The sequence below is a fragment of the Shewanella sp. 2_MG-2023 genome (genome assembly GCF_030548905.1).
Taxonomy (GTDB): domain Bacteria; phylum Pseudomonadota; class Gammaproteobacteria; order Enterobacterales; family Shewanellaceae; genus Shewanella; species Shewanella electrodiphila.
The window spans coordinates 433709-455863 of the sequence record NZ_JAUOSO010000001.1 but is presented as its reverse complement, the minus strand read 5'-3'; the positions used below and the strand labels follow the sequence as shown (position 1 = coordinate 455863).

Here is a 22155-nt window from a genome sequence, read left to right as displayed (position 1 = left end):
CTCAAAACAAAGGAATGATATGAACGGTGCAGGTGGAACATCAGGTGGGATTGGCTCATTTTTTATTGGATTAATTATGATGTGCGGTGGCTTTTATATGCTATTAAAAGCGATAAAAGTGACCAGTTCATTCGGCTTTAGTCATAGCCTTTATAATGTGGGCGGGGTTGGGTTAACCAGTGGCATGATCATGATCCCATTCATGTTTGGTATTGGACTGATGTTTTATAATGCTAAGAATATCTTTGGTTGGATACTCACTTTTGGTTCATTAGTCGGCTTGATATTTGGTGTGATAAGTTCAATCAATTTCCGCTTTAGCCATATGAGCGCGTTCGATTTAATCGTTATATTGGTGTTAAGTGTCGGTGGGTTAGGGATATTTCTACGCTCGTTAAAAAGTATAGAAAAAAGATACCCTGATGCTTAATGCTGTGAATAAGGTGGCGTGTCGTTAACAGCCATTGGTGACGACATTAATAATAGGTCTTGCACTTGCTGAAGTAGCTTGTCGATAACGTAAATAGCAAGCTGCTTGACCTGCATCTTCAGTGATAACGCCATGCCAATAAATCCAAGCGCCATCAAATATACTTGGACGTTTGTTCCAGTCTCCTTCTGGGAAATCCATTAGTAAATCAATACCTGCAGCGGTGCCATCTGGATAACCGTAGGCTAGTTCTACATCAATATTGTTAATGCTTAGAGTCGATGTGGCTAGTTTTTCAACGCCAGCGATAGATGCTTTTGAATAGGTTAGTGTTGCAGCCGACTGCATGGCACTTTCCATTCCATCCATTGTTGCGACAATAGAATCTTTTCTAAAATCAATAAATTTGCTGCTAGCTACTATGGCTAAAATAGCCAATATAATGATAACCACAACCAGTTCAATTAATGTGAAACCAAATGATTTTTTCGAATAACTGAATTGGGCTGAGTGATTTTTAGGTGAGCAAAATAATGTTTTATTCATATATTTTAAAATGTATTTCTATGTATTGTTATTATTTGGGGCTTACTTATGTTGTTAACAATAGTAGCAGCATTTTAGGTTGTGTTGATACATAACGCCGATTGATAATACATCTACATTACTTGTTTTTGTTGTTATTATCCTAATCAACTTAGTTTCTGGTGGATGTAAACTGTGCCGAATTCAAAAGAGAGAGCGTCAACAGAGGCTCTCTTATCTAATACTTCCTCTTCTATTGCTGTATTACCTTGGATATTTGATTTTCTCAAACCTTATAAACTAAAAGTGTTTGCTGCAATAATCTTTTTGTTTATTGGCTCCTTTGCTTGGCTTTCCTTAGGTCAAGGCGTGCGGATGATGGTGGATGAAGGCTTCTTGGCTGATAACGCTGAGCGCCTTAATGAAATTGTATTGTTCATATTAGTCATCACGGCCATTAGCGGCAGTGCCGTATTTTGTCGTTTTTACTTAATGACCTGGCTTGGCGAACGAGTTATCGCTGATATTCGTTTGACTGTTTACAACCATTTATTGAATTTATCCCCTGCATTTTTTGCCGAGCAGCGTACTGGTGAAGTCATATCAAGGTTTACCGCTGACAGCACACTATTACAAAGTGTTGTTGGCAGTAGTTTATCAATGGCATTTCGCTCAACTGTGACAGTACTCGGTGCTATTGTGATGATGGCGATAACCAGTCTTAAACTCACAGGACTAGTGTTACTCGCTGTGCCAATGGTGTTTATTCCGGTGATCTTTTTAGGCAAAAAAGTGCGTCAGTATTCACGTAAAAGCCAAGATAAAGTCGGTGATTTAGGCGCATACATTGATGAAACTCTGCATGAGATCCATACCGTGCAGGCTTATGGGCATGAGCGTAAAGATAGAACCGAGTTTAATAGCCAAGTTGAATCGGTTATGACCGCAGCGAAAGGGCGAATTTTATATCGGTCAATTTTAATCTCGTCAGTTATGTTCTTAAGTATTGCAGCAATAGCCTTGGTTTTGTGGGTAGGCGCACAAGATGTAATGCAAAATAATATCAGTGCGGGTGAATTGTCTGCCTTTATGTTTTATGCGGTGATGGCAGCAGGTTCTGTTGCCACAATCAGCGAAGTCTTTAGTGAAATACAACGTGCTTCAGGGGCTGCAGAAAGACTGATTGAGTTAGTACGTACTCCGGTTGATATCCCCGAAGTGACAACCCCTGTAGTTTTACCTGCCAACATCAATGGGTGTTTGAGTCTTGAAGCGCTTCGTTTTGCCTATCCAAGTAGTAAAGAAGACGTTATTAAAGGCATTGACCTTACTATATCAGCAGGCGAAAGGGTGGCCTTAGTGGGCGAGAGTGGTGCAGGTAAAAGCACGCTGTTTGAGCTATTACTGCGCTTTTATCAGCCTAAAGCAGGTTTGGTTAAGTTAGACGATATTGATGTATCGAGGTTAAGCCTAGAGCAGCTTAGGGCGCAATATGCATTGGTGCCTCAAGAGTCAGTCATATTTGCCACCAGTGTATTTGAAAACGTCCGCTACGGTCGTATTGATGCAACAAAAGAGCAAGTGCAGCAAGCTTGCATTACCGCAAAAGCGGATGAGTTTATTCAGGAGTTATCGGACGGTTATGATACTTATCTTGGTGAGCGTGGGGTTAAGTTATCAGGTGGACAAAAACAGCGTATTGCCATTGCTAGGGCAATATTAGCCGATAGACCAATATTGTTATTAGATGAAGCCACGAGTGCGTTAGATGCTGTGAGCGAAGTCAAGGTTAAGCAAGGGTTAGACAACCTAATGCAGGGGAGAACAACGCTCATTATCGCTCATCGACTCGCGACAGTGATTAATGCCGATAGAATTGTCGTGCTTGAAAAAGGCCAAATAGTTGCCATAGGGACACATCAAGAGCTAATGCAGTCTAGTGATGTTTACCAAGAGTTTGCCAGCTTGCAGTTACTGACAGAGCAGAGTAGTTAATCGTAATCGTAATTGACATGAGTTAAGCAATAACAACAAGAGTGTTAACATAAGCAAACGCCACTATCTAAGCTGATAGTGGCGTTTTTTATTAAGACTTGCCAATGAAATATTAGCGACTTAATGAGATTACTTTCTGAGTTCACGCCTTAGAATTTTGCCGACAGTACTTTTCGGTAACTGGGGTGTAAATTCAATGATGCGCGGCACTTTATAAGCGGTTAATTGACTGCGGCAATAGTCAGATATTTGTTGCTTGATTTGCGCTTCATCAGTTGTCGCTTCTTTTAATACAATAACAGCTTTGACTGCTTCACCTGACTTGTCATCTGCTACACCGACAACTGCACATTCAAGTACTAATTCATTTTGCGATAATACGTCTTCAACTTCGTTAGGGTACACATTAAAGCCTGATACGATGATCATGTCTTTTTTACGGTCAACTATTTTATGAAAGCCATCAGCTGTCGCGACAGCAATATCACCGGTTTTAAAGAAACCATCTTGGGTCATCACTTTGGCTGTTTCAGCTGGCTGTTGCCAATAGCCTTGCATAACTTGTGGCCCTTTTACTGCTAATTCACCCGCATCTGCGAGTGGTACTTCTTCATCATTGATATCAAGGATCTTTACTTGAGTCTCAAGTACGGGTTTACCTATGGTACCTAGCTGCTGAAAACCCGGAGCATTAAGGCTTACAACTGGTGATGTCTCTGATAAACCGTAACCTTCTGAGATCATGCAATTGGTGGTTTGTTGCCAAATATTGGCTGCAGCGCTAGTGAGAGCGGTACCACCAGAGATAGTAATGGTTAACTTACTGAAGTCGAGAGCTTGAAATTCTGGCTGGTGGCATAAGCCAACAAATAAGGTATTTAGGCCGGCAAAACCTGTAAATGGGTAGCTGGCCATGGTCTTTATAAGGCCACTAATATCACGTGGGTTTGGAATGAGTACCGAGCAGCTGCCTGATTCAAAATACAGGACTAGATTCACCATGAAGGCATAGATGTGATATATCGGTAAAGGCGCAACAAAAATATCTTCTCCCGGCGTCATGGTGCTAGCTATACGAGATTTAACTTGCGCTGAGTTAGCTAACATATTGCGATGACTTAACATTGCGCCTTTTGATAACCCTGTGGTGCCACCAGTGTATTGCAGTGCGGCAAGATCAGTTTGTAATGGTTTTACAGGAGTGTAATTTGATTGCGCGCCAAGTGCGAGCATCTGATTAAATTCAATCTTTTCAAATGGGGTATCAGCTTGAGGTTGTGGATTAATTAAGTCCAATGCATGCGTACTAATAACTAACGATACTGAAGTTTGTTCAATGACGTTATTTAGTGTTGGCAGTAAATCCGATAACACCACCAAGGCTTTGGCACCAGAATCATTAAATTGATGAATTAATTCACGCTCGGTATATAACGGGTTGGTATTAACAATAATCAGCCCTGCTCGAATCGCGCCGTAAGCTGCAATGACAAATTGGGTAATATTGGGAAGTTGAATTGCAATTCTATCTCCCACTTCAAGTCCACTGTGTTGTTGTAAGTAAGTGGCAAAATGACGTGATGCTGCTTCAATCTCATTAAAAGTGGTTTGCTTGCCTAAACAGGCATAAGCGACATTGTCTCCATACTGCTGACAAGTTTGTTCAATTAAATCTACCAGCGATTGATACTTTTCTAGGTTAAGTATTGTATCTGCGTCGTATGCCATGGTTATCACCTTTATTGTGTTTGTTCTTCTGATAATCAAACGAGCGTTTAGATTAGAGCTATTGTGCTCAAAAGGTCAACAGAATTCGCGATATATTTTTATTATCACATTAATATATATAGAGTTTTTACTCTACATGTGTAATTTTATACTTGTACAACGAAGGTATTAATGCTGGTTTTTTAAACTAAATAAAGTTATCTGGATGGTGCTACTAATTAAGTAATGCCTAATTTGCAGGTTAATGTGCTGCTTGGTTGTGTTTTTCTATATATATTTAGTTAATTTATCTTTTTTATTGACTGAAAGGCGTTGATTATTTTGATGAATAATAGAAATTATTAGCAATTGTGTTTTATTTGTTATAAAAATGTAACTGCAAATGGAGTTACTTCATTTTGGGAGAGACGATGTTTACGTCATTGAATTGATTTAAACACCTGTCACAAGCATGAAATTATAATAAATAAAGAGACACCAATGATGACTAATTTAAAGAAAAGGAAGTTTGGCTTAAATTCATTAAGCCTTGCTGTAACAGTGGCTTTAGCCGGCTCTGTTATGTCAACACAAGCAATGGCCGAAGATGAAGAAGTCGCAGAAAATGTAGAAAAAATTGCTGTTGTGGGTAGTCGCGCTGCACCTCGTTCAGTGGGTGAGTCCCCAGTACCTGTGGATATTATTAGCGCTGATGATTTAAGGAAAAATGGCTCAACTGACATGATTGATATGTTAGTTACTTCTGTGCCTTCTTTTAACTCTCGTGCACAACCAATTAGTGATGCTGCAACCTTAGTTCGTCCAGTAAATTTACGTGGTCTTCCATCAGATAGTACTTTGATTTTAGTGAATGGCAAACGTCGCCATCGCGCTTCGGTAATTGCTTTCCAAGGTGGTGGTATTAACGATGGTGCTCAAGGGCCTGATATTTCAGTCATTCCAAGTATTGCTTTAAAGCAAGTTGAAGTACTTCGTGATGGAGCTGCTGCACAATACGGCTCAGATGCAATTGCAGGGGTGATGAACTTCCAATTAAAAGATAGCGCTGAAGGTGGCTCAATTAGTGTCAGCCATGGTGAGTATTATGAAGGCGACGGCGCAACAACGACAGTTGATGGTAACATCGGGTTACCACTAACAGATGCTGGTTTCGTGAATATTAGTGCACAATATAAAACCGCTGATGCTACAAGTCGAAGCGTACAGCGTCCGGATGCTGCGGGTTTAATTGCTGGAGGCAACACTTTTGTCAATGACCCTGCACAAGTATGGGGTAATCCAGAAATAAACGATGATTACACCATTTTTGCTAATCTTGGTTTTGATTTTAATGACAAACACAGGGTTTATGCATTTGGTAACGTTTCATCAAGAGAAGCAATTGGTGGCTTCTACTACCGTAACCCTCACAATCGTGGCAATGTCTATTCAGTTGACGGCGGAGAAACTTTATTAGTCGGTGCGGTCAATGGAGACCAATCAACTTGTGATGTTGTTCCTGCAAATGTTCCTAATGTACTTGATACGCCAGAGTATGCCGCTATGGTTGCGGATCCTAACTGTTTCTCTATGAACCAAGTTCGTCCAGGTGGTTACACGCCACAATTTGCCGGTACGATTGAAGATATGTCTTTCTTCTTCGGCTTTGAAGGTGAGATGGGTGAATGGAATTATGATGCTAGTGCTGGCACAGGTTCAAACAAATCTAGCTTTAGTCTTTATAATTCTTTAAACCCTTCACTTGGCCTTGCTGCTAACCCTGAAGATACGCAAACAGATTTTGATACTGGTGCTTATGAGCAGGTTGAAACAACGGTCAATTTGGATTTCTCTCGTTTCTTTACCCTAGGTTCAGTTGAAGATATTAGCTTTGCTACAGGTTTTGAATGGAGAGAAGAATCATTTGAAATTACTCAAGGTGAAGAAGCCTCTTGGATTGCTGGTCCTTATGCTGATCAAGGCTTTAATATCGGCTCACATGGTTTTAAGGGCTTTGGTCCAGAAGCAGCAGGTAAAAATGATCGTAGTAACATTGGTATTTATGCTGATGTTGAAGCCTATTTAACAGATGACTGGTTATTAGGTGTTGCACTTCGATATGAAGATTTCTCGACATTTGGTGATACGTTAAATTATAAAATCTCAACCCAATATTCATTTACTGATTATTGGTCTATGCGAGCATCTCACAGTACTGGATTTAGAGCGCCGACTGTAGGTCAGGAAAATGTTGTGAATACGCAAACATCGATTGTAAATGGCGATTTGATTCAGACATTTATTGCACCTCCAACGGATCCATTGGCGGCATTTTATGGCGGTGAAGTGTTAGAACCTGAAGAATCTGTAAACTATGCAATTGGTACAGTATTTGAGTATGAAGATTTCTTCTTAACAGTTGATTACTACAATATTGAAGTGACAGGTCGTATTGCGCAATCAAGTCAAATCGAAGTGAAAGCTGAAGATTATGATGACTTACGTGATGCAGGTGTTGAATTTCCTGAGTTGATTTCAGCGGTGACCTATTACACCAATGATTTTGATACAACGACTCAGGGTGTGGATATTGTCGGCTCTTACGAGACAGAGTTGATGTCTGGTGACACAATGTTCAGTCTTGCTTATGGCTGGACAGATACAAACGTTGATAAGTTCGATCCGGATACAACTGATGAGGGTAAGGTACGCCGTCTAGAAGATGGTATTCCAGCTCATCGTGCAACCCTGACATGGAATCAAACTTGGGATGATTTAAACGTTTCATTACGTGGTAATTACTTCGGTGAATACTACGCTACTCATGCAGATGATACTTCTGACTGGGGTTCTGAAACGGCTGATTCTGCAGTGACAGTAGATTTAGAGGTTAGCTACACAATGTTCGATCAGTTAACCCTTTCTGTCGGAGCAAACAACTTGTTTGATCAAGAAGCACAAGAGTTAAAAGATGGTACTCAAGGTGTGCTAGGTGCAGTTTACTATGAAAGTGGTCCATTTGATTACAATGGCGGTTTTTACTACGGTAAAGTTAGTTATGTATTCTAAGTTTATGGATATGATTTAATAAAAAACCTTGCCAGTTGGCAAGGTTTTTTTTTGGCTGATAGGTAGGTTTACATTTAACTTATCTTAATCAGACTGATTACTTAGCTGCTTCTAAAGATTGAAATACAGCGTTCATGGTTAACTCTACAGGAAGTAGTATTCCTTGAGGATGACTGGGACCATAGACTTTGTTAAATGGTGTACCCATTCCACCATTTTTGCCTACATAGCTTTCAATCATGGGGTTGGGCTCTGTCCAGTTACCTTTCATTAGTACAATATTATCTGCTTCTAATGCATTTACTATCGTTTCACGACGAGTGACATTCGCTTTATTGCTTCGACACGGTAAACACCAGTCAGCGTATATATCCACAAAAACGGTATAACCTTGATCGACTAATGGGGCTATCTGTGCAGGGTTGAGAGGCTGCCATTGTAGTCGTTTATATGCATTATAATCTTCAGTTTTTTGTAAAAATGCATATATCCCAGTAAAGCATATCGTCATAAAACCTAACAATATAATAATGGCGGTAGGAATATTTTTCCCTTTGATTTTAAAGAAAATAAGTAACGCAATACCAGCAAGCAATAAACCAAGCAATATAGGAAACATTAAGGTCATGATGATGTTCTCTGAGATGTGTACAGTATATTGACATTCACTATATCAAGGATTACTTAATTTGAGGTTAAATGAATGTTGTTAATAGAAATTCATGGTAACGTACGGCTTTTAATGAGTTGATTCATACAGACTCAAAGAGTTAACAATGCAAAATATGGGAATCGAGTGTAATGGCGTTTAGTACTTGGTTAGGTTTACTAGCCATTTGTTGTTTAGGGGCGATGTCGCCAGGGCCAAGTTTAGCTATGGTATTGAGGCATACTTTGTCAGGCGGGCGATTACATGGCGTTGTTTGTGCTTGGGCGCACTCAATCGGTATTGGCGTTTATGCATTGGTGACGTTATTAGGACTGGCTGTTGTTTTAGAAAAATCACCCATTATTTTTAACGCCATTGCGGTTGTTGGGGCACTTTATCTTGCATGGATGGGGTTTCAAGCACTTCAATCTAAAGGAGGCATGGAGCAAAAACTGCAATCTGGTGAGCCAAGTTCATTGCTGCAAGCGGCGAGAGATGGCTTAGCAATTTCATTATTTAACCCGAAAATCTTATTGTTTTTTCTCGCCCTATTTAGTCAATTCGTTATAGCGGCTGAAACGCTTACAGGGCAAACTTTGATTGTATTAACCCCGCTTGTGGTCGATGGTTTGTGGTATACCATTATTGCAGTGGTGTTGTCTCACGGGCCTGTTTTGTCACGGCTTCGCGACAAGGCGGCGATAATTGATAAGTTGTCAGGGGTAGTACTTATTTTACTAGCTGTTAGGGTGATTATTAATTTGTTCTAGTGTTACAAGGTTGGTTTAGCCGAAAAATACAAAGCCATCGGTTAGATGGCTTTTTCGTATATCAAGTCTATCAATTAGCCTTTGAAGACTTGCACTGAATCATCAGTTTTTTCTTCTGTGGCTTTTTGTCCGCCTGGAGGGTTCTTGATATGATCATTCAAGTTTTCGTTCAGCATGCCTTTGTATTCATCAGAGAACCAATTTAAGGCATTTTCTTTTTCTGCTTCTAAATCTGAAGACTTGATTGCAGCTTCGAAGGCATTGTAGCGCGCAGCAGCAAAGCGAAGCGCAGTACCGACTTTACCGATATCATTTTCAGTTTGACCAAGTTGATTTGCCAGGGCAATAAATTGATCCGCTAATTGGTACATGGTTGTTTCTGTTTTTTCTTCAGACATGAAAATCTTCTCACAATGATTTAAAAATTAGCCAAGAGTCTACCTACTTTACCGACAGAATAAAGTAGCAATTACGTATTCGGGTCAGAATCTGTGATCACTTGACCATTGCGTGAGTCGTAATAGATTGAGAGTGTGGCTAATGGATTATAGAAATACCGACATTGATCTGGATTGATATAAGTGGCTCTGTAAACTGAGTCGTCAGGGTTAGTGCTGGTTGTAATGGAAGGAGCATCTTGCAAGATAGTCTCCCAAACGGAAATACAGTCATTGGTGTTATTGAGTCTTGGGGATGATTCAAAAGGAGGCCAATTTTGTGCCGGATAGCCCCATTGATTAATGTCTAGCTGACCATCAGTACCTGCGTTTTCAAAAATCTGAAGATTATCAGCAGGGCCAGAATTTCCTAACGCTGCCCATTTCATATTAGCCAATGAAATACCGCTGGAAAAAGCGCCGCCAGTCCCTTGGACTGTAGAAACTTCAGCATCTTGTTTAATATTGATAAACTTGGGTAATGCGATAACGGCAATAACGCCTAATATAATAATAACTACGACTAATTCTATTAGGGTAAAACCAAATGTCTTTTTGGTGTTCAGTTTCTTGGGCATCAACCAACATCCTTTTTATTTTGTTATGAAATTAATTTTAAGTTAAAAATATTTTTATGCGAGTTGTTGGCAATTCAATGGAGTAAATAATCTGATGGACAGTTGGATAGAGTTCATAGCACTAGAAAAAAAGAAAGCGTATTTTGTCGCGTTGGAGCAGTTTCTAGATAATCAAAGACGACTTGATAAAGTCATCTTTCCGCCATCGGAAGATATCTATAATGCGTTTGATTTAACCCCACTAGATAAGGTTAAAGTGGTGATACTCGGGCAAGACCCTTATCACGGCGCAGGACAAGCTCATGGCTTATGCTTCTCGGTCCAAGCTGGAGTGAAAACGCCACCTTCATTGGTAAATATTTATAAAGAGCTGAAACAAGATATTGCAGGTTTTGAGATCCCGAAACACGGTAACTTAACCCATTGGGCTGAACAAGGTGTGTTGTTGCTCAATACAGTATTAACGGTTGAAGAAAGTAAGGCTCACTCACACTCAAAGGCTGGCTGGGAGACTTTTACCGATAATGCCATGCAATGCCTTAATGAACGTGAGGAGTCTATTATATTTGTGTTGTGGGGCGCTCATGCTATTAAGAAGGGCAAGTTAATTAATGCTCCGCAGCATCAGGTTCTAACTGGGCCACATCCATCACCTTTATCAGCCTATCGTGGCTTCTTTGGCTGTCAGCATTTTTCAAAAGTTAATCAACTGCTGGCACAGAAGGGTAATATGCCGATTGATTGGCAGGTCTAGATACTCAGTAAATCTAACAAACATTTTTTGAACATAATAAAAATGCACTTGGCTAATGAAAGCGAAGTGCATTTTTTATCGCGAACTTAACAGCTATAAATTAGTTGTTACGTTGAACTGATATTTTAGCTAATGAAATTAACGCTGTTTTATATTCACTATCTGGGATCGGAGCGAGTGCTGCGATCGCTTTATCAGCTTCTTGGTCTGCTTTCTGCTTAGTGTATTCAAGCGCACCAGATTCTTTGAGTGCTGCAACAATCTCGTCGATAGCCTTAGTACCGTCACCTTTTTCAATGGCTTCTTTAATCAGTGCTTTTGCAGTGTCGTTACCGTGTGCCATAGCGTAAATCAATGGCAATGTCGGTTTGCCTTCAGCTAAGTCATCACCGATATTTTTACCAAGCTCATCAGCATCAGCAGTGTAATCTAATAAGTCGTCGGTTAACTGGAATGCTGTTCCGAGGAATTTACCGTATTCACCTAATGCGGTTTGCTGTTCTTGACTCACATCTGCAATCACACCTGTGAGTAAGGTCGCGGCTTCGAATAATTTAGCTGTTTTGCAGTAAATCACTCGCATATAATTTTCTTCCGTGGTTTCAGGGTCATTACAATTCATCAATTGTAAGACTTCACCTTCAGCAAGAATATTGGTGGTATCTGCTAAAACTCTTAGCACTTTCATGCTGTCGAGTTCAGTCATCATCTGGAAAGAACGGGTATATAAGAAGTCACCAACAAGTACGCTAGCACTATTTCCAAAAAGCGCATTAGCAGTTTTGCGGCCGCGCCTTAGGGTCGATTCATCTACTACATCATCATGCAATAAAGAAGCTGTGTGGATAAATTCAATAATGGCAGCTAACTTAAGATGTTCTTCACCTTTATAGTCAATAGCGCGAGCGGCTAATACAGAAAGCAGTGGACGAAGTCTCTTACCACCACCATTGATAATGTAAAAACCCAGTTGGTTTATTAATGCAACATCAGACTCAAGTTGTTTGTAAATTAACTGATTGACGGCTTGCATGTCATTATCAGCTAGTTGACGAATGGCGTTCAAATCCATAATGGTCTCTAGTTATTAGGCTATTGGGCAAATTATATTGCCCACTATATAAGGTTCAAATTGTATATTAACAAATTTTAACTAATTTTCATGCCTTAGACAGCTTTTGTTCTTAGATAGTGAGAGTTAAACCGAGCTTTTTTTAATGATTCAAATTTAACGCTTGCCAGACTGCTAATCTTGCCGTAGAATCCGCGCCCATTGTCATTAAAAGTTTTTAGCACCCGATATCTACTATTACGAATCGGAGTGTTAGTCCATTTGGAGTGAAATAGCTATGTACGCTGTTTTTCAAAGTGGCGGAAAGCAACATCGTGTTGCTGAAGGTCATACAGTTCGTTTAGAGAAAATTGAAGTTGCTACTGGTGAAACTGTAGAGTTTGATCAAGTATTATTGGTTGCTGATGGTGAGAACGTTCACGTTGGTACTCCTCTAGTTGCTAGTGGTAAAGTTGTTGCTGAAGTGGTTAGCCACGGTCGCGGTGAGAAAGTAACTATTCAAAAGTTCAATCGTCGTAAGCATCACGAAAAGAAAATGGGCCATCGTCAATGGTTCACTGAAGTTAAAATCACTGCGATCAGCGCATAATTTAGGAGTCTAACTCATGGCACATAAAAAAGCTGGCGGTTCTACTCGTAACGGCCGCGATTCAGAAAGCAAACGTCTTGGTGTTAAGCGTTTCGGTGGCGAATCAGTTGTTGCTGGTAACATCATCGTACGTCAACGTGGTACTAAGTTCCACGCTGGTGTAAACGTAGGTATCGGTCGTGACCATACTTTGTTTGCATTAACAGACGGTAAAGTTAAGTTTCAAGTAAAAGGTCCTAATAACCGTAAGTTTATTAGCATCGAAGCTTAATTCTAGACTCTAATCAGTCTTTGAAAGCCCCGCCTTCTGGCGGGGCTTTTGTGTTTTTTACCTCATTGTTGAATTTAGTTAACTAAACTTCAATGAAGTATTTCGATGTATCACATCGATAGTTATTTTTTTGCAGTAAGCGATTTATGGTGATTGTATCTTCTACGCTTCCCTGCACATCTCAGTCTTTTGAGGTTATAATTGGCACATTAAGTGGTGTCAGGAGTATGTATGAAGTTTATAGATGAGGCTAAAATCAAAGTTGAAGCGGGTAACGGTGGCAGTGGCTGCGTTAGCTTCAGACGTGAGAAATATGTGCCAGACGGCGGCCCAGACGGTGGTGACGGCGGTGATGGCGGTAACGTATTTTTAGTCGCAGACGAAAACATGAACACGCTTATTGATTTTCGATTTGTACGTTCTTATATCGCTGAACGCGGTAAGAATGGTCGTGGTCGTGACTGTACCGGTCATGGCGGCGAAGATACGTTATTAAAAGTACCAGTAGGTACGCGTGCAATGGATTTTGAAACTGAAGAGTTGCTAGGTGATTTAACCACTCATGGTCAGAAATTATTAGTGGCTAAAGGTGGTTTCCACGGTTTAGGTAATACTCGCTTTAAAAGCAGTACTAACCGCGCTCCAAGACAAAAAACCTTAGGAACAGCAGGCGAAGTACGCATGCTTAAACTTGAGTTATTGCTATTGGCTGACGTTGGTTTATTGGGATTACCTAATGCAGGTAAATCAACCTTTATACGTTCAGTTTCTCGTGCAACGCCAAAGGTTGCTGATTACCCGTTCACGACATTAGTACCTAACCTTGGTGTAGTAAACCCACGTCCAGGCCAAAGCTTTGTCATCGCAGATATCCCAGGTTTGATTGAAGGTGCTTCTGACGGTGCAGGTTTAGGTATTCGATTCTTAAAGCATTTAGAGCGTTGTCGTGTGTTATTACACATCATCGATATCGATCCTATTGATGGCAGCGATCCTGTTGAATCTGCTCGCTCAATTGTGGCTGAACTTGAGAAGTACTCTCCAAAGTTAGCAGCCAAACCTCGTTGGTTAGTGTTTAACAAAATAGATTTGCTTCAAGAAGATGAGCTTGCTGAGAAAATGGAGCACATCGTTAAGGAAATCGATTGGAAAGGCGACATTTATACTATGTCGGCATTCAACCGTACCAATACAGAAGACCTCAGTCTGAAATTGTTAGACTTTATTTCTGCACTTCCTGCAGAAGATGAACTAGCAAATCCTGAAGATGAAGTTGAATTCAAGTGGGATAATTATCATCAAGCAAACGTTGAATCAGTCAATGAAGATTATGATGACGATTTTGATGATGACTTTGACGAAGATGATTATGATGTAGAGATTATTTATCAACGTTAATATTGAGAGATAAAATCGCCTAGATTATTATGGTGTTATTAATAGGGTAATAAGAGAGACCAGTGTACGCAGAAACTCAAAATGATATCACTCGTCTTGTGGTACGCAGTGCGCAATTACTCTTAGCTTACGGCGCTGAATCTGATCTTGTTGAAGAGATCAGCCAGCGCTTAGGCAAAGCTCTCGGCTTAGCCAGTATCGAACTTTCCATCTCCTCCAACTCCCTCGTTTTAACCAGCCTAGTTCATGGGCGTTGTATCACCACCACAAGACGTATTAGAGAGCATGGCATCAATATGATGATTGTGTGTGAGGTGCAACGAATTTGCCTACTTGCAGAAAAGGGCATTTATGGCGCGAAGCAGGTCAAAAGACGTTTAGAAAAAATTGAACCGAGGAGCTACCCAGCCAAGTATGTTATTGGCATGATAGGCCTATCTTGTGCGAGTTTTTGTCACTTATTTGGTGGTGATGTCGCGTCATGTATCATTACCTTTATCGCCTCAGCTGTCGGGATGTCAGTACGACTGTCATTAGTTAAAAAGCATTTTAATTTACTGATTATTTTTTCAATAACCGCTTTCATCACCACATTAATCGCCCAGCTTGGCTATGTCATTGATGTAACTGATACGCCTAAAACAGCCATGGCAGCCAGTGTACTAATGTTGGTGCCAGGTTTTCCCTTGATTAACGCTATTTCAGATATGGTTAAAGGCCATATGAATGTTGGAATATCCCGGTGGGGACATGCCACGTTGTTAACTCTGTCTACAGTGATAGGGATTACGTTGGCGATGGCACTGGGAGGGGAGTTTTTTCTATGAATCTCTTCCTAGAGTTACTCCATGATGCTTTCTTTTCTGCTATACCAGCGATCGGCTTTGCAATGGTGTTTAATGTTCCAAAGCGATTTTTACCTTACTGTGGTTTAGCTGGCGCCATTGGCCATAGCTTTCGATCTTTATTGATGCACTTTGATATGCCTATTGAGTGGGCAACCTTTGCTGCAGCTGCACTTGTTGGCGTGATGACTATCCGTTTTGCTAAGAAACATTTAGCGCCTCCGCTTATGTATTCTGTTGCTGCCATTATTCCTATGGTGCCTGGCACATACGCATACAATACTTTGATATCAATTGTACAACTCAGTGTTCAAGAACAAATAAGCAGTGATTTAACTTCGCTAGTGATTTTTAACGGCTTAAAAACGGTATTTATTCTGGGTGCTATCGCGGTGGGGCTGGCTATGCCATCACTGGTTTATTATCGCACTCGACCCATTATTTAAATTCTTAAGCATTTATAAGGACTATACATGCGCATCGCAATGATTGCCGCCATGGCAAATAATCGTGTTATCGGTAAAGACAATAAAATGCCTTGGCATTTACCTGAAGACTTAAAACACTTTAAAGCCATGACATTAGGAAAACCTGTGGTGATGGGGCGCAAGACTTTTGAATCTATTGGAAGGCCACTCCCAGGGCGTCATAATATTGTGATAACTCGTCAGAATGATTATCAGCCTGAAGGAGTCAGTTGCGTAAATTCTTTTGAGGCAGCAAAAGAACTTGTTAGCGATTGTGAGGAAATAGTTGTGATTGGTGGTGGACAACTCTATAAAGAAATTCTACCGCTAGCCGATACCCTTTATCTAACCTTCATAGAGTTAACTGTTGATGGTGACACCTTTTTTCCTGAGTGGGATGATGGTAGTTGGACATTAACTGAGAAGGTTGTTGAGATAAATGAATCACAATTGCAATATAGCTTTAACACTTTGGTGAAATAATGTTAAATTGTGTCCTGTGTTACCCTGAATTGATACTTACCCTTGATGGTAGGTACAAAAATAAAAATACCTAAAAAGGAGTGTCAGATGCGTTTATTGCCAGTGGCCTTAGCAGCCCTAATTGCAGCATCTTTTGTGTCAACCCCTGCCGAAGCGAATACCGATCAACTTGTCGCAAACATTTGTGATTATGTAAAATCTAATGACAAAAACCGTTTACGTAAAAAGTTGAAAGAAAGCCGCGTAAAATTACGCAATATTTACACTGGTGTTTCTTGTGACGGTAACAGCTTATTAAGAACAGCTTACAACTCTAATTCATTAGAAGTAGGTGAGTATATTGCAAAGCGTCTTCCTGCCGGTGACTTAAGCACACCAGAAGCTGACGGTAAAAGCATTCTTGATTGGGCAAATGCAAATGGTCATAGCGGAAGTGCTATTACTGCTGCAGTTCAAGATCGTATCAGCGGTGGTGAATAAACGTTAGTTTACGTATTGAGTCATTTGTTACGGTTTGGTGCAATAGAAAGTGTATTGCGTCATAACGAGCTAGATTGATTGTTGATTTGCGTCTTTCGTTAGTACAAATAGCAATTAATCTAAAAACCGCCATCATGGCGGTTTTTTTATGGCTTTAATTTGATGATTAATAACCGTCTTAAAAATGCTGGATGTAGATGTTTGTTCACTGAACAAGCTAGCGTTACAAACTCACTTGCCTAACTAGTCAGCATAATTGAAGGAAGTGGTGGGTAAACGGCTTTATTCTTATCTGCTTCATGCTTCTTCGAAACCCTTTTCATCCTCTGAAGTGTTAAGTTGTGGCTGCAGGCGAAACGTCGGCTTTAAAGTGAATTTAAGGTATTAAAAAAGGCTCCTAAGAGCCTTTTTGTTTAAATGGTGATAGTTGGGTGTTTATACTCTAAATTCACCCACCGAGCTTTGTAGCTCTTCAGATAGCATTGCTACTTGATGGCTTGACTGCGCAGTTTGATCTGCACCTGTTGCCGTTTCTTCAGATATAGCGGCAATATGTTCTAGCATTTCTGATACTTGCTGGCTGACAAGGTTTTGCTCTTGTGCAGCTTGAGCAATATGATTACCAGAATCATAGGCTTTGTGAACCGATTGGCTAATGGTTTCTAGTGCTAAGTTCGCTTGCTCTGTTTTATCAACACAGCTACTTGCTTGTGAGCGACCTAATTCCATCACTGACACAGCTTGTTGAGCACCTTGCTGCAGTATCTCAATCATTTGCTGAATCTCACTTGTCGATTCTTGAGTTCGAGATGCTAAGCTTCTCACTTCATCTGCTACGACAGCGAATCCGCGCCCTTGTTCACCTGCACGTGCAGCTTCAATTGCAGCATTAAGTGCAAGTAAGTTTGTTTGTTCTGCAATACCACGAATAACATCAAGAATTGAACCAATAGAAGCACTATCAGAATGAACTTTATTAATCACTTGACCTGCTTTAGCAACTTCATCAGCGAGGGCAAGAATCGTTAGCTTGTTTTCTTCAGCAATTGTGCGCATATGCTGTGTTTCTTCATCAGCCTGTTTAATTTGCTCTAGTGCTTGATCAGCGCTCATTGACACTTGCTGAGCACTTGAACTTAATTGTGTTGTGGCTGTAGCGACTTGGTCAACTTGGCTCTTTTGCTCTTGGATACCACTGGTTGTTTGAGTGGTGATTGCAGACGTTTCTTCAGCTGCTGCTGCAAGTTGGTTTGAGCGGTCTAGAATACCAACAATCAGATTTCGTAGGCTATCGACTAAACTGTTACAGTTTTTAGCAAGCTCTGCAAATTCATCATGTCCCGTGTCATCAAGCTTATGAGTTAGATCACCCGAGGCGAGAATATTTAATGCCTGATTCACTTTCGCTAATGAACGAGTCAGTGGTTTAACCACTGCAATACTTACAACAATCGAAACGAGAATGGCAAGAATGACAACAAACATTGTTTTCAAACTTGCAGAGTCGATATTCTGAATAGCGCTGTCACTAATTTCACCTGTAAAACCTTCGATATTATTAGCTAAGTTAATCATCTTAGCGTTAACATCTAAACGGGCTTTATCGGTAGCAGCGAGCATTTTTTCAGCTTGTTGATCGTGACTCAGTTGCTGCCCTTTTATAGCAATAATGCCATTATTGTCGTTAATTAATTTAAAGACAGCTTCACTTTCAGCATTCAAGTCATTTAAGGTATTGTCACTGACGATACCGCGCCCCTGACGATTGATATGTTCAATCTTAACTCGTGTATCACTGACCATATAGTCAAGCTCATTAACTATTACGTTGTACTTGCTGTTGTCTTTTGCTGCAACTAAGTCGTATACCGTAGTGATAATGTTGATAAAGGTACTGTCTACAACGCTGGCTGTTGCAGCAATACTTTGCTCGGTTGCATCTTCACTCATTTCTAGATCAATCAGATCTAACAGAATTGACGATGCTTCATCTGCACTATCTTCTAAGTCACTTCGTAGTGATAAAAGCGTTTCATGCTTAATAAGTGCGCTTTCATGTTCTTCTAGCATGAGCTTGCTGTTTTTATCAAAACTTGAATAGCTAGATTTTAATTGCGAAAGATTACTTGAAAACTCTTGTCTATCGGAGATGAGGTTAGACAGCTTATTCAAGGTTTTAGTGAATTCTGCTGATTCTGTCTGGATCTTTTTCTCAACAGCTGGGATTTGTGCAGACTGATCTGTGTAATAGCCAAATAAAATTTGAATTTGCTGAGCACTTAAGTTTTGGGTTAATTCACCCGTTGCAGTGAGGGCTGGTAGGCTAACTCTTTGCAACGTTGTAGTGCTATCTTTAATGGTACTATTGGTAAGCAGTGATACACCTCCCAATATGATTAAAAGAAGTGTTACAACAGTAAAACCGCCAATGACTCTGGTGGCAACATTAATTTTCATAGCATACTCCGGCTGTTATTATTTTATCCCGAATTTATCTCTTGATCGCTCAGGGTAATGTGATCATGTGAGATCTATTAGCTTTATCGGCTAAGGTTATTATTAGTTTAACAATTTATTAATTATTTTAGTTTTTGCTGAATTAGTTTTTCATTGGTTTCAGCATGCCAAAGTGTCATATATTCTCCCCAACAACAGCCCGTATCCAATGCCAAAACGTTATCTTGTTGAGTCACTCCCATAAGAGCGGCCCAATGGCCAAATACTAAAGTGTGGTTGTCTTTAAGCTCTGAATCGAATTCAAACCAAGGTGTTAACCCTGAGTTTTTATCTTTTATTGGCTTTTTACATCCAAAATCCAAACTACCATCTGGATGTAAGTAACGCATTCGCGTCAGCGCATTAATGCAGTACCTTAATCTAGGTAGCCCTTTAGACTTACTATCCCATAAATCAGGCGCTTCAGTGTACATTTTTGCGATAAGAGAGTTTAGATAATCATTCTCTTTTAGCGCATTGCTCACTGCAAGGGCTTCAGTTTGCAGTGTGGTTAAATCCCATTGCGGTGGGACACCTGCATGGGTCATGATGATATTATGCGAAGGTAGGGTTTGTACCAAGGGCTGTTGTCTTAGCCAATCAATCAAGTTAGAAATGTCATCAGCCGCGAGTAGTTCAGCTAGGTTATCTTTGGGGTTAGCTCTTTTAAGCTTACCGTGTAAAGCCAGTAAATGGAGGTCATGATTACCAAGGGTGACTTTAGCGCTGCCTTCTAAGGATTTTAAATAACGAAGCGTTTGCAGAGAACCATGGCCACGAGCAACTAAGTCACCGACTGCCCAAAGTTCATCCTTAGCTGGATTGAAGTCTACCTTTGCTAGCAGCAATTTAAGTTCGTCAAAACAGCCCTGTATATCGCCAACAAAATAATGTGCCATAGTGCTACTGTAAAATACCTGGAATCGCGAGTCTAAAAGTAGGAATACTAGCTTTAAAAGGCTCACCTTGTTCGGTCACCATGCCGTAGCTGCCTTCCATAAAGCCAACAGGGGTTTCCATTACGGTGCCACTTGAATATTGATAAGCGGTATCAGGAGCAATAGTTGGGGTTTCACCGACAACACCAGGCCCTTTGACTTCGCTAGTATCACCATTGGCGTTAGTGATGATCCAGTGACGGTCTTTTAGCGTGATTGGGATTTCGTTGAGGTTAATAATGGTGATGGTATAACTGAACAAATACTTTTCATCTTCTGCTGATGATTGTTCTTCAAGGTAATTTGTTTCAACTTTTATTTTTACGTTAGCAGCTACAGAGGTCATCAAACTTCCTAAAAAAAGAAAGGGCATTTAATTAAAATGCCCTTGAATTTACTCACCTTTATCACAAACCAAATTGGCTAGCGCAACATATTGTTCAACGCTTATTTGCTCTGGTCTGAGTGTAGAATCAATGTTTAATTGACTAAACTCTTCGTCAGTGATCATTTGCTTTAAGTTATTTCTTAATGTTTTACGACGCATGTTAAAGGCTGTGGTACATAAATGGCGTAAAACATTCACATCTTTACAGGGGAAAGGCTTCACATCGTAAGGCAATAAACGCACCACTGCAGAATCTACTTTTGGTGCAGGCTTAAAGCTCTCTGGCGGTACTTCTAGAACAGGAACCACTTTACAGAAATACTGAGCCATGACAGTTAAGCGGCCATAAGCTTTTGTGCCTGGACTTGCAGACAAGCGTAGTACCACTTCTTTTTGCAGCATAAAGTGCATGGTTTCGATGATTTCGGCAAATTCGAAAAGGTGAAACATCAACGGCGTTGAGATGTTGTATGGCAAGTTGCCAAATACTTTCATCTTTTTACCGTCTTGTTGAAGCTGGCTAAAATCAAAATTAAGCGCATCACCTTGGTTAATGGTTAATTTATCTTTTAATACTGGGTGATTTTGTAAACGCTCTACAAGATCCTTATCCAGTTCAACAACAGTTAAATTATCAACTGCATCTGCAACGGGTTCAGTTAATGCACCTAAACCAGGACCAATTTCAACCATTACATGATCGTTGTCTGGTGAGATTGCGCCCACAATTCTACTGATGACACTTTCATCAGTTAAAAAGTTTTGCCCGAAACGTTTTCTAGCCGTGTGGCCTAAATGTACTTTATTGCTCATTGGAAATTTATTTACTTACTTTTGAGGCCAATTCAATGGCTTTGTTTAATGCACAGGTAAAACTACCGCAATCTGCTTCGCCAGTGCCCGCAAGTTCTAATGCAGTGCCATGATCGACAGAGGTTCTGATATACGGAAGACCTAAGGTGATATTAACCGATTTTCCAAAACCTAATGATTTAAGTACTGGAAGTCCTTGGTCGTGATACATAGCAAGAACCACATCTGCTTCTTGTAAGTATTTAGGTTGGAATAGTGTATCAGCAGGCAAAGGCCCGACAATATCAATACCCTGTTCACGCAGCTCATTAAGTGCTGGGATCATGATATCAATTTCTTCCCTTCCTAAGTGTCCATCTTCACCTGCATGAGGATTTAATCCACACACATATATTTTAGGTGAAGTGATGCCAAACTTTTGCACTAATTCGCTGTGCAAAATTTGGATAATATGGTGTAAACGTTCGCGAGTTATTGCCTTGGCAACATACGCTAATGGAATATGTGTGGTCATTAGCGCCACTTGTAAACCTGGCGCGGCAAGCATCATAACTACATCTTGGCAATTTGCTTGTAATGCAAAGAATTCAGTGTGGCCACTAAAAGGAATGCCTGCTTGGTTAATAATGCCTTTATGAACTGGGCCAGTGACCACTGCAGCAAATTCATTGCTCATGTTCTTCTCACCGGCGTAACGCAGGGTATCTACAACATAAGCGCTGTTTATTTCGTTTAGTTTTCCGCATTCAACTTCTGCGGCTAATGTAAACGGAGCGATGGTCAATGTGCCAGCTTCTTGCGGTTTAGCATCAAGTGTAGGCTGGTAAGGACGTAGACTCAGCGGCAAACCTAACATTTTAGCTCGGCTGGTTAATAATTCCGGATCTGCACAAACAACTAACTCAGCAGGCCAAGCCTGCTGAGCAAGTTTAATTACAATATCTGGGCCGATACTCGCCGGTTCACCCGGCGTAATCGCAATTCTTTGTGTCATTAAATTA

Annotated in this window: 23 protein-coding genes; 12 read left to right on the top strand and 11 right to left on the bottom strand. The window is 40.4% G+C overall.

Features of this window, described 5'->3' with window-relative positions; genetic code table 11:
• Positions 1 to 19: 19 nt before the first annotated feature.
• The gene (locus Q4600_RS01965; protein ID WP_229368010.1) at positions 20 to 430 is read left to right on the top strand and encodes a hypothetical protein; all 411 of its coding nucleotides are present in this window, start codon (positions 20 to 22) and stop codon (positions 428 to 430) included.
• Between the two features lie 24 nt (positions 431 to 454).
• On the opposite strand, the gene Q4600_RS01960 is transcribed toward Q4600_RS01965, so the two are convergent.
• Positions 455 to 976 (bottom strand): prepilin-type N-terminal cleavage/methylation domain-containing protein, encoded by a 522-nt coding sequence (locus Q4600_RS01960; RefSeq protein ID WP_303524341.1) that lies wholly within the window; start codon positions 974 to 976, stop codon positions 455 to 457.
• Positions 977 to 1210: 234 nt separating this feature from the next.
• Here Q4600_RS01960 and Q4600_RS01955 point away from each other — a divergent pair, with 234 nt between their 5' ends.
• Positions 1211 to 2950, top strand: coding sequence for an ABC transporter transmembrane domain-containing protein (locus Q4600_RS01955; RefSeq protein WP_303512942.1), 1740 nt, complete (start codon positions 1211 to 1213; stop codon positions 2948 to 2950).
• A 129-nt stretch (positions 2951 to 3079) separates the two neighbouring features.
• Here the strand turns inward: Q4600_RS01955 and Q4600_RS01950 are convergent, their stop codons facing one another.
• Positions 3080 to 4678, bottom strand: a complete 1599-nt coding sequence (locus Q4600_RS01950) for an AMP-binding protein (protein WP_102529867.1) — start codon at positions 4676 to 4678, stop codon at positions 3080 to 3082.
• 480 nt (positions 4679 to 5158) lie between these two features.
• On the opposite strand from Q4600_RS01950, the gene Q4600_RS01945 reads away from it, so the two are divergent.
• The gene (locus Q4600_RS01945) at positions 5159 to 7726 is read left to right on the top strand and encodes a TonB-dependent siderophore receptor (RefSeq protein WP_102529866.1); all 2568 of its coding nucleotides are present in this window, start codon (positions 5159 to 5161) and stop codon (positions 7724 to 7726) included.
• A gap of 97 nt (positions 7727 to 7823) precedes the next feature.
• Here Q4600_RS01945 and Q4600_RS01940 read toward each other — a convergent pair whose 3' ends face one another.
• Positions 7824 to 8354, bottom strand: a complete 531-nt coding sequence (locus Q4600_RS01940) for a thioredoxin family protein (protein WP_102529865.1) — start codon at positions 8352 to 8354, stop codon at positions 7824 to 7826.
• A gap of 173 nt (positions 8355 to 8527) precedes the next feature.
• On the opposite strand from Q4600_RS01940, the gene Q4600_RS01935 reads away from it, so the two are divergent.
• A complete protein-coding gene (locus Q4600_RS01935; RefSeq protein WP_102529864.1) occupies positions 8528 to 9145 on the top strand; it encodes a LysE family translocator in 618 nt (205 codons plus the stop codon).
• A 74-nt stretch (positions 9146 to 9219) separates the two neighbouring features.
• On the opposite strand, the gene Q4600_RS01930 is transcribed toward Q4600_RS01935, so the two are convergent.
• Both Q4600_RS01930 and Q4600_RS01925 read right to left on the bottom strand, forming a co-directional pair.
• Positions 9220 to 9543, bottom strand: coding sequence for a DUF3144 domain-containing protein (locus Q4600_RS01930; RefSeq protein ID WP_303512287.1), 324 nt, complete (start codon positions 9541 to 9543; stop codon positions 9220 to 9222).
• A gap of 71 nt (positions 9544 to 9614) precedes the next feature.
• Complete coding sequence (locus Q4600_RS01925) at positions 9615 to 10160, bottom strand: prepilin-type N-terminal cleavage/methylation domain-containing protein (protein WP_102529862.1); 546 nt, start codon at positions 10158 to 10160, stop codon at positions 9615 to 9617.
• Positions 10161 to 10254: 94 nt separating this feature from the next.
• On the opposite strand from Q4600_RS01925, the gene ung reads away from it, so the two are divergent.
• Positions 10255 to 10914, top strand: a complete 660-nt coding sequence (gene ung / locus Q4600_RS01920; protein ID WP_102529861.1) for a uracil-DNA glycosylase — start codon at positions 10255 to 10257, stop codon at positions 10912 to 10914.
• A 100-nt stretch (positions 10915 to 11014) separates the two neighbouring features.
• Here the strand turns inward: ung and ispB are convergent, their stop codons facing one another.
• Positions 11015 to 11986, bottom strand: a complete 972-nt coding sequence (ispB, locus tag Q4600_RS01915; RefSeq protein ID WP_102529860.1) for an octaprenyl diphosphate synthase — start codon at positions 11984 to 11986, stop codon at positions 11015 to 11017.
• A gap of 277 nt (positions 11987 to 12263) precedes the next feature.
• Here ispB and rplU point away from each other — a divergent pair, with 277 nt between their 5' ends.
• The 7 genes from rplU (at position 12264) to Q4600_RS01880 (ending at position 16519) form a co-directional block, all read left to right on the top strand.
• The gene (rplU, locus tag Q4600_RS01910) at positions 12264 to 12575 is read left to right on the top strand and encodes a 50S ribosomal protein L21 (protein ID WP_102529859.1); all 312 of its coding nucleotides are present in this window, start codon (positions 12264 to 12266) and stop codon (positions 12573 to 12575) included.
• 16 nt (positions 12576 to 12591) lie between these two features.
• Positions 12592 to 12846: a 50S ribosomal protein L27 gene (gene rpmA, locus Q4600_RS01905; RefSeq protein ID WP_055024328.1), complete on the top strand. Its 255-nt coding sequence runs from the start codon at positions 12592 to 12594 to the stop codon at positions 12844 to 12846.
• A gap of 231 nt (positions 12847 to 13077) precedes the next feature.
• Entirely contained in the window at positions 13078 to 14244 is a 1167-nt protein-coding gene (cgtA, locus tag Q4600_RS01900) for an Obg family GTPase CgtA (protein WP_102529858.1), read from the top strand.
• A 62-nt stretch (positions 14245 to 14306) separates the two neighbouring features.
• Positions 14307 to 15071, top strand: a complete 765-nt coding sequence (locus tag Q4600_RS01895; RefSeq protein ID WP_102529857.1) for a threonine/serine exporter ThrE family protein — start codon at positions 14307 to 14309, stop codon at positions 15069 to 15071.
• The gene (locus Q4600_RS01890; RefSeq protein WP_102529856.1) at positions 15068 to 15535 is read left to right on the top strand and encodes a threonine/serine exporter family protein; all 468 of its coding nucleotides are present in this window, start codon (positions 15068 to 15070) and stop codon (positions 15533 to 15535) included. The genes Q4600_RS01895 and Q4600_RS01890 overlap by 4 nt, the downstream gene beginning before the upstream one ends.
• 27 nt (positions 15536 to 15562) lie before the next feature.
• Positions 15563 to 16039, top strand: coding sequence for a type 3 dihydrofolate reductase (gene folA, locus Q4600_RS01885; protein WP_102529855.1), 477 nt, complete (start codon positions 15563 to 15565; stop codon positions 16037 to 16039).
• A gap of 87 nt (positions 16040 to 16126) precedes the next feature.
• The gene (locus tag Q4600_RS01880) at positions 16127 to 16519 is read left to right on the top strand and encodes a DUF3718 domain-containing protein (protein ID WP_102529854.1); all 393 of its coding nucleotides are present in this window, start codon (positions 16127 to 16129) and stop codon (positions 16517 to 16519) included.
• A 435-nt stretch (positions 16520 to 16954) separates the two neighbouring features.
• On the opposite strand, the gene Q4600_RS01875 is transcribed toward Q4600_RS01880, so the two are convergent.
• From Q4600_RS01875 to pdxA, 5 genes are all read right to left on the bottom strand, one after another.
• The gene (locus tag Q4600_RS01875; RefSeq protein WP_102529853.1) at positions 16955 to 18976 is read right to left on the bottom strand and encodes a methyl-accepting chemotaxis protein; all 2022 of its coding nucleotides are present in this window, start codon (positions 18974 to 18976) and stop codon (positions 16955 to 16957) included.
• A gap of 122 nt (positions 18977 to 19098) precedes the next feature.
• Positions 19099 to 19914 (bottom strand): symmetrical bis(5'-nucleosyl)-tetraphosphatase, encoded by an 816-nt coding sequence (locus Q4600_RS01870; protein WP_102529852.1) that lies wholly within the window; start codon positions 19912 to 19914, stop codon positions 19099 to 19101.
• Between the two features lie 4 nt (positions 19915 to 19918).
• The gene (gene apaG / locus Q4600_RS01865) at positions 19919 to 20299 is read right to left on the bottom strand and encodes a Co2+/Mg2+ efflux protein ApaG (protein WP_303512301.1); all 381 of its coding nucleotides are present in this window, start codon (positions 20297 to 20299) and stop codon (positions 19919 to 19921) included.
• Between the two features lie 48 nt (positions 20300 to 20347).
• The gene (gene rsmA / locus Q4600_RS01860) at positions 20348 to 21154 is read right to left on the bottom strand and encodes a 16S rRNA (adenine(1518)-N(6)/adenine(1519)-N(6))-dimethyltransferase RsmA (protein WP_102529850.1); all 807 of its coding nucleotides are present in this window, start codon (positions 21152 to 21154) and stop codon (positions 20348 to 20350) included.
• 7 nt (positions 21155 to 21161) lie between these two features.
• Positions 21162 to 22148 carry a 4-hydroxythreonine-4-phosphate dehydrogenase PdxA gene (gene pdxA / locus Q4600_RS01855; protein ID WP_102529849.1) on the bottom strand — a complete coding sequence of 329 codons (987 nt, stop codon included), beginning with the start codon at positions 22146 to 22148 and terminating at the stop codon, positions 21162 to 21164.
• Between the last annotated feature and the right edge of the window lie 7 nt (positions 22149 to 22155).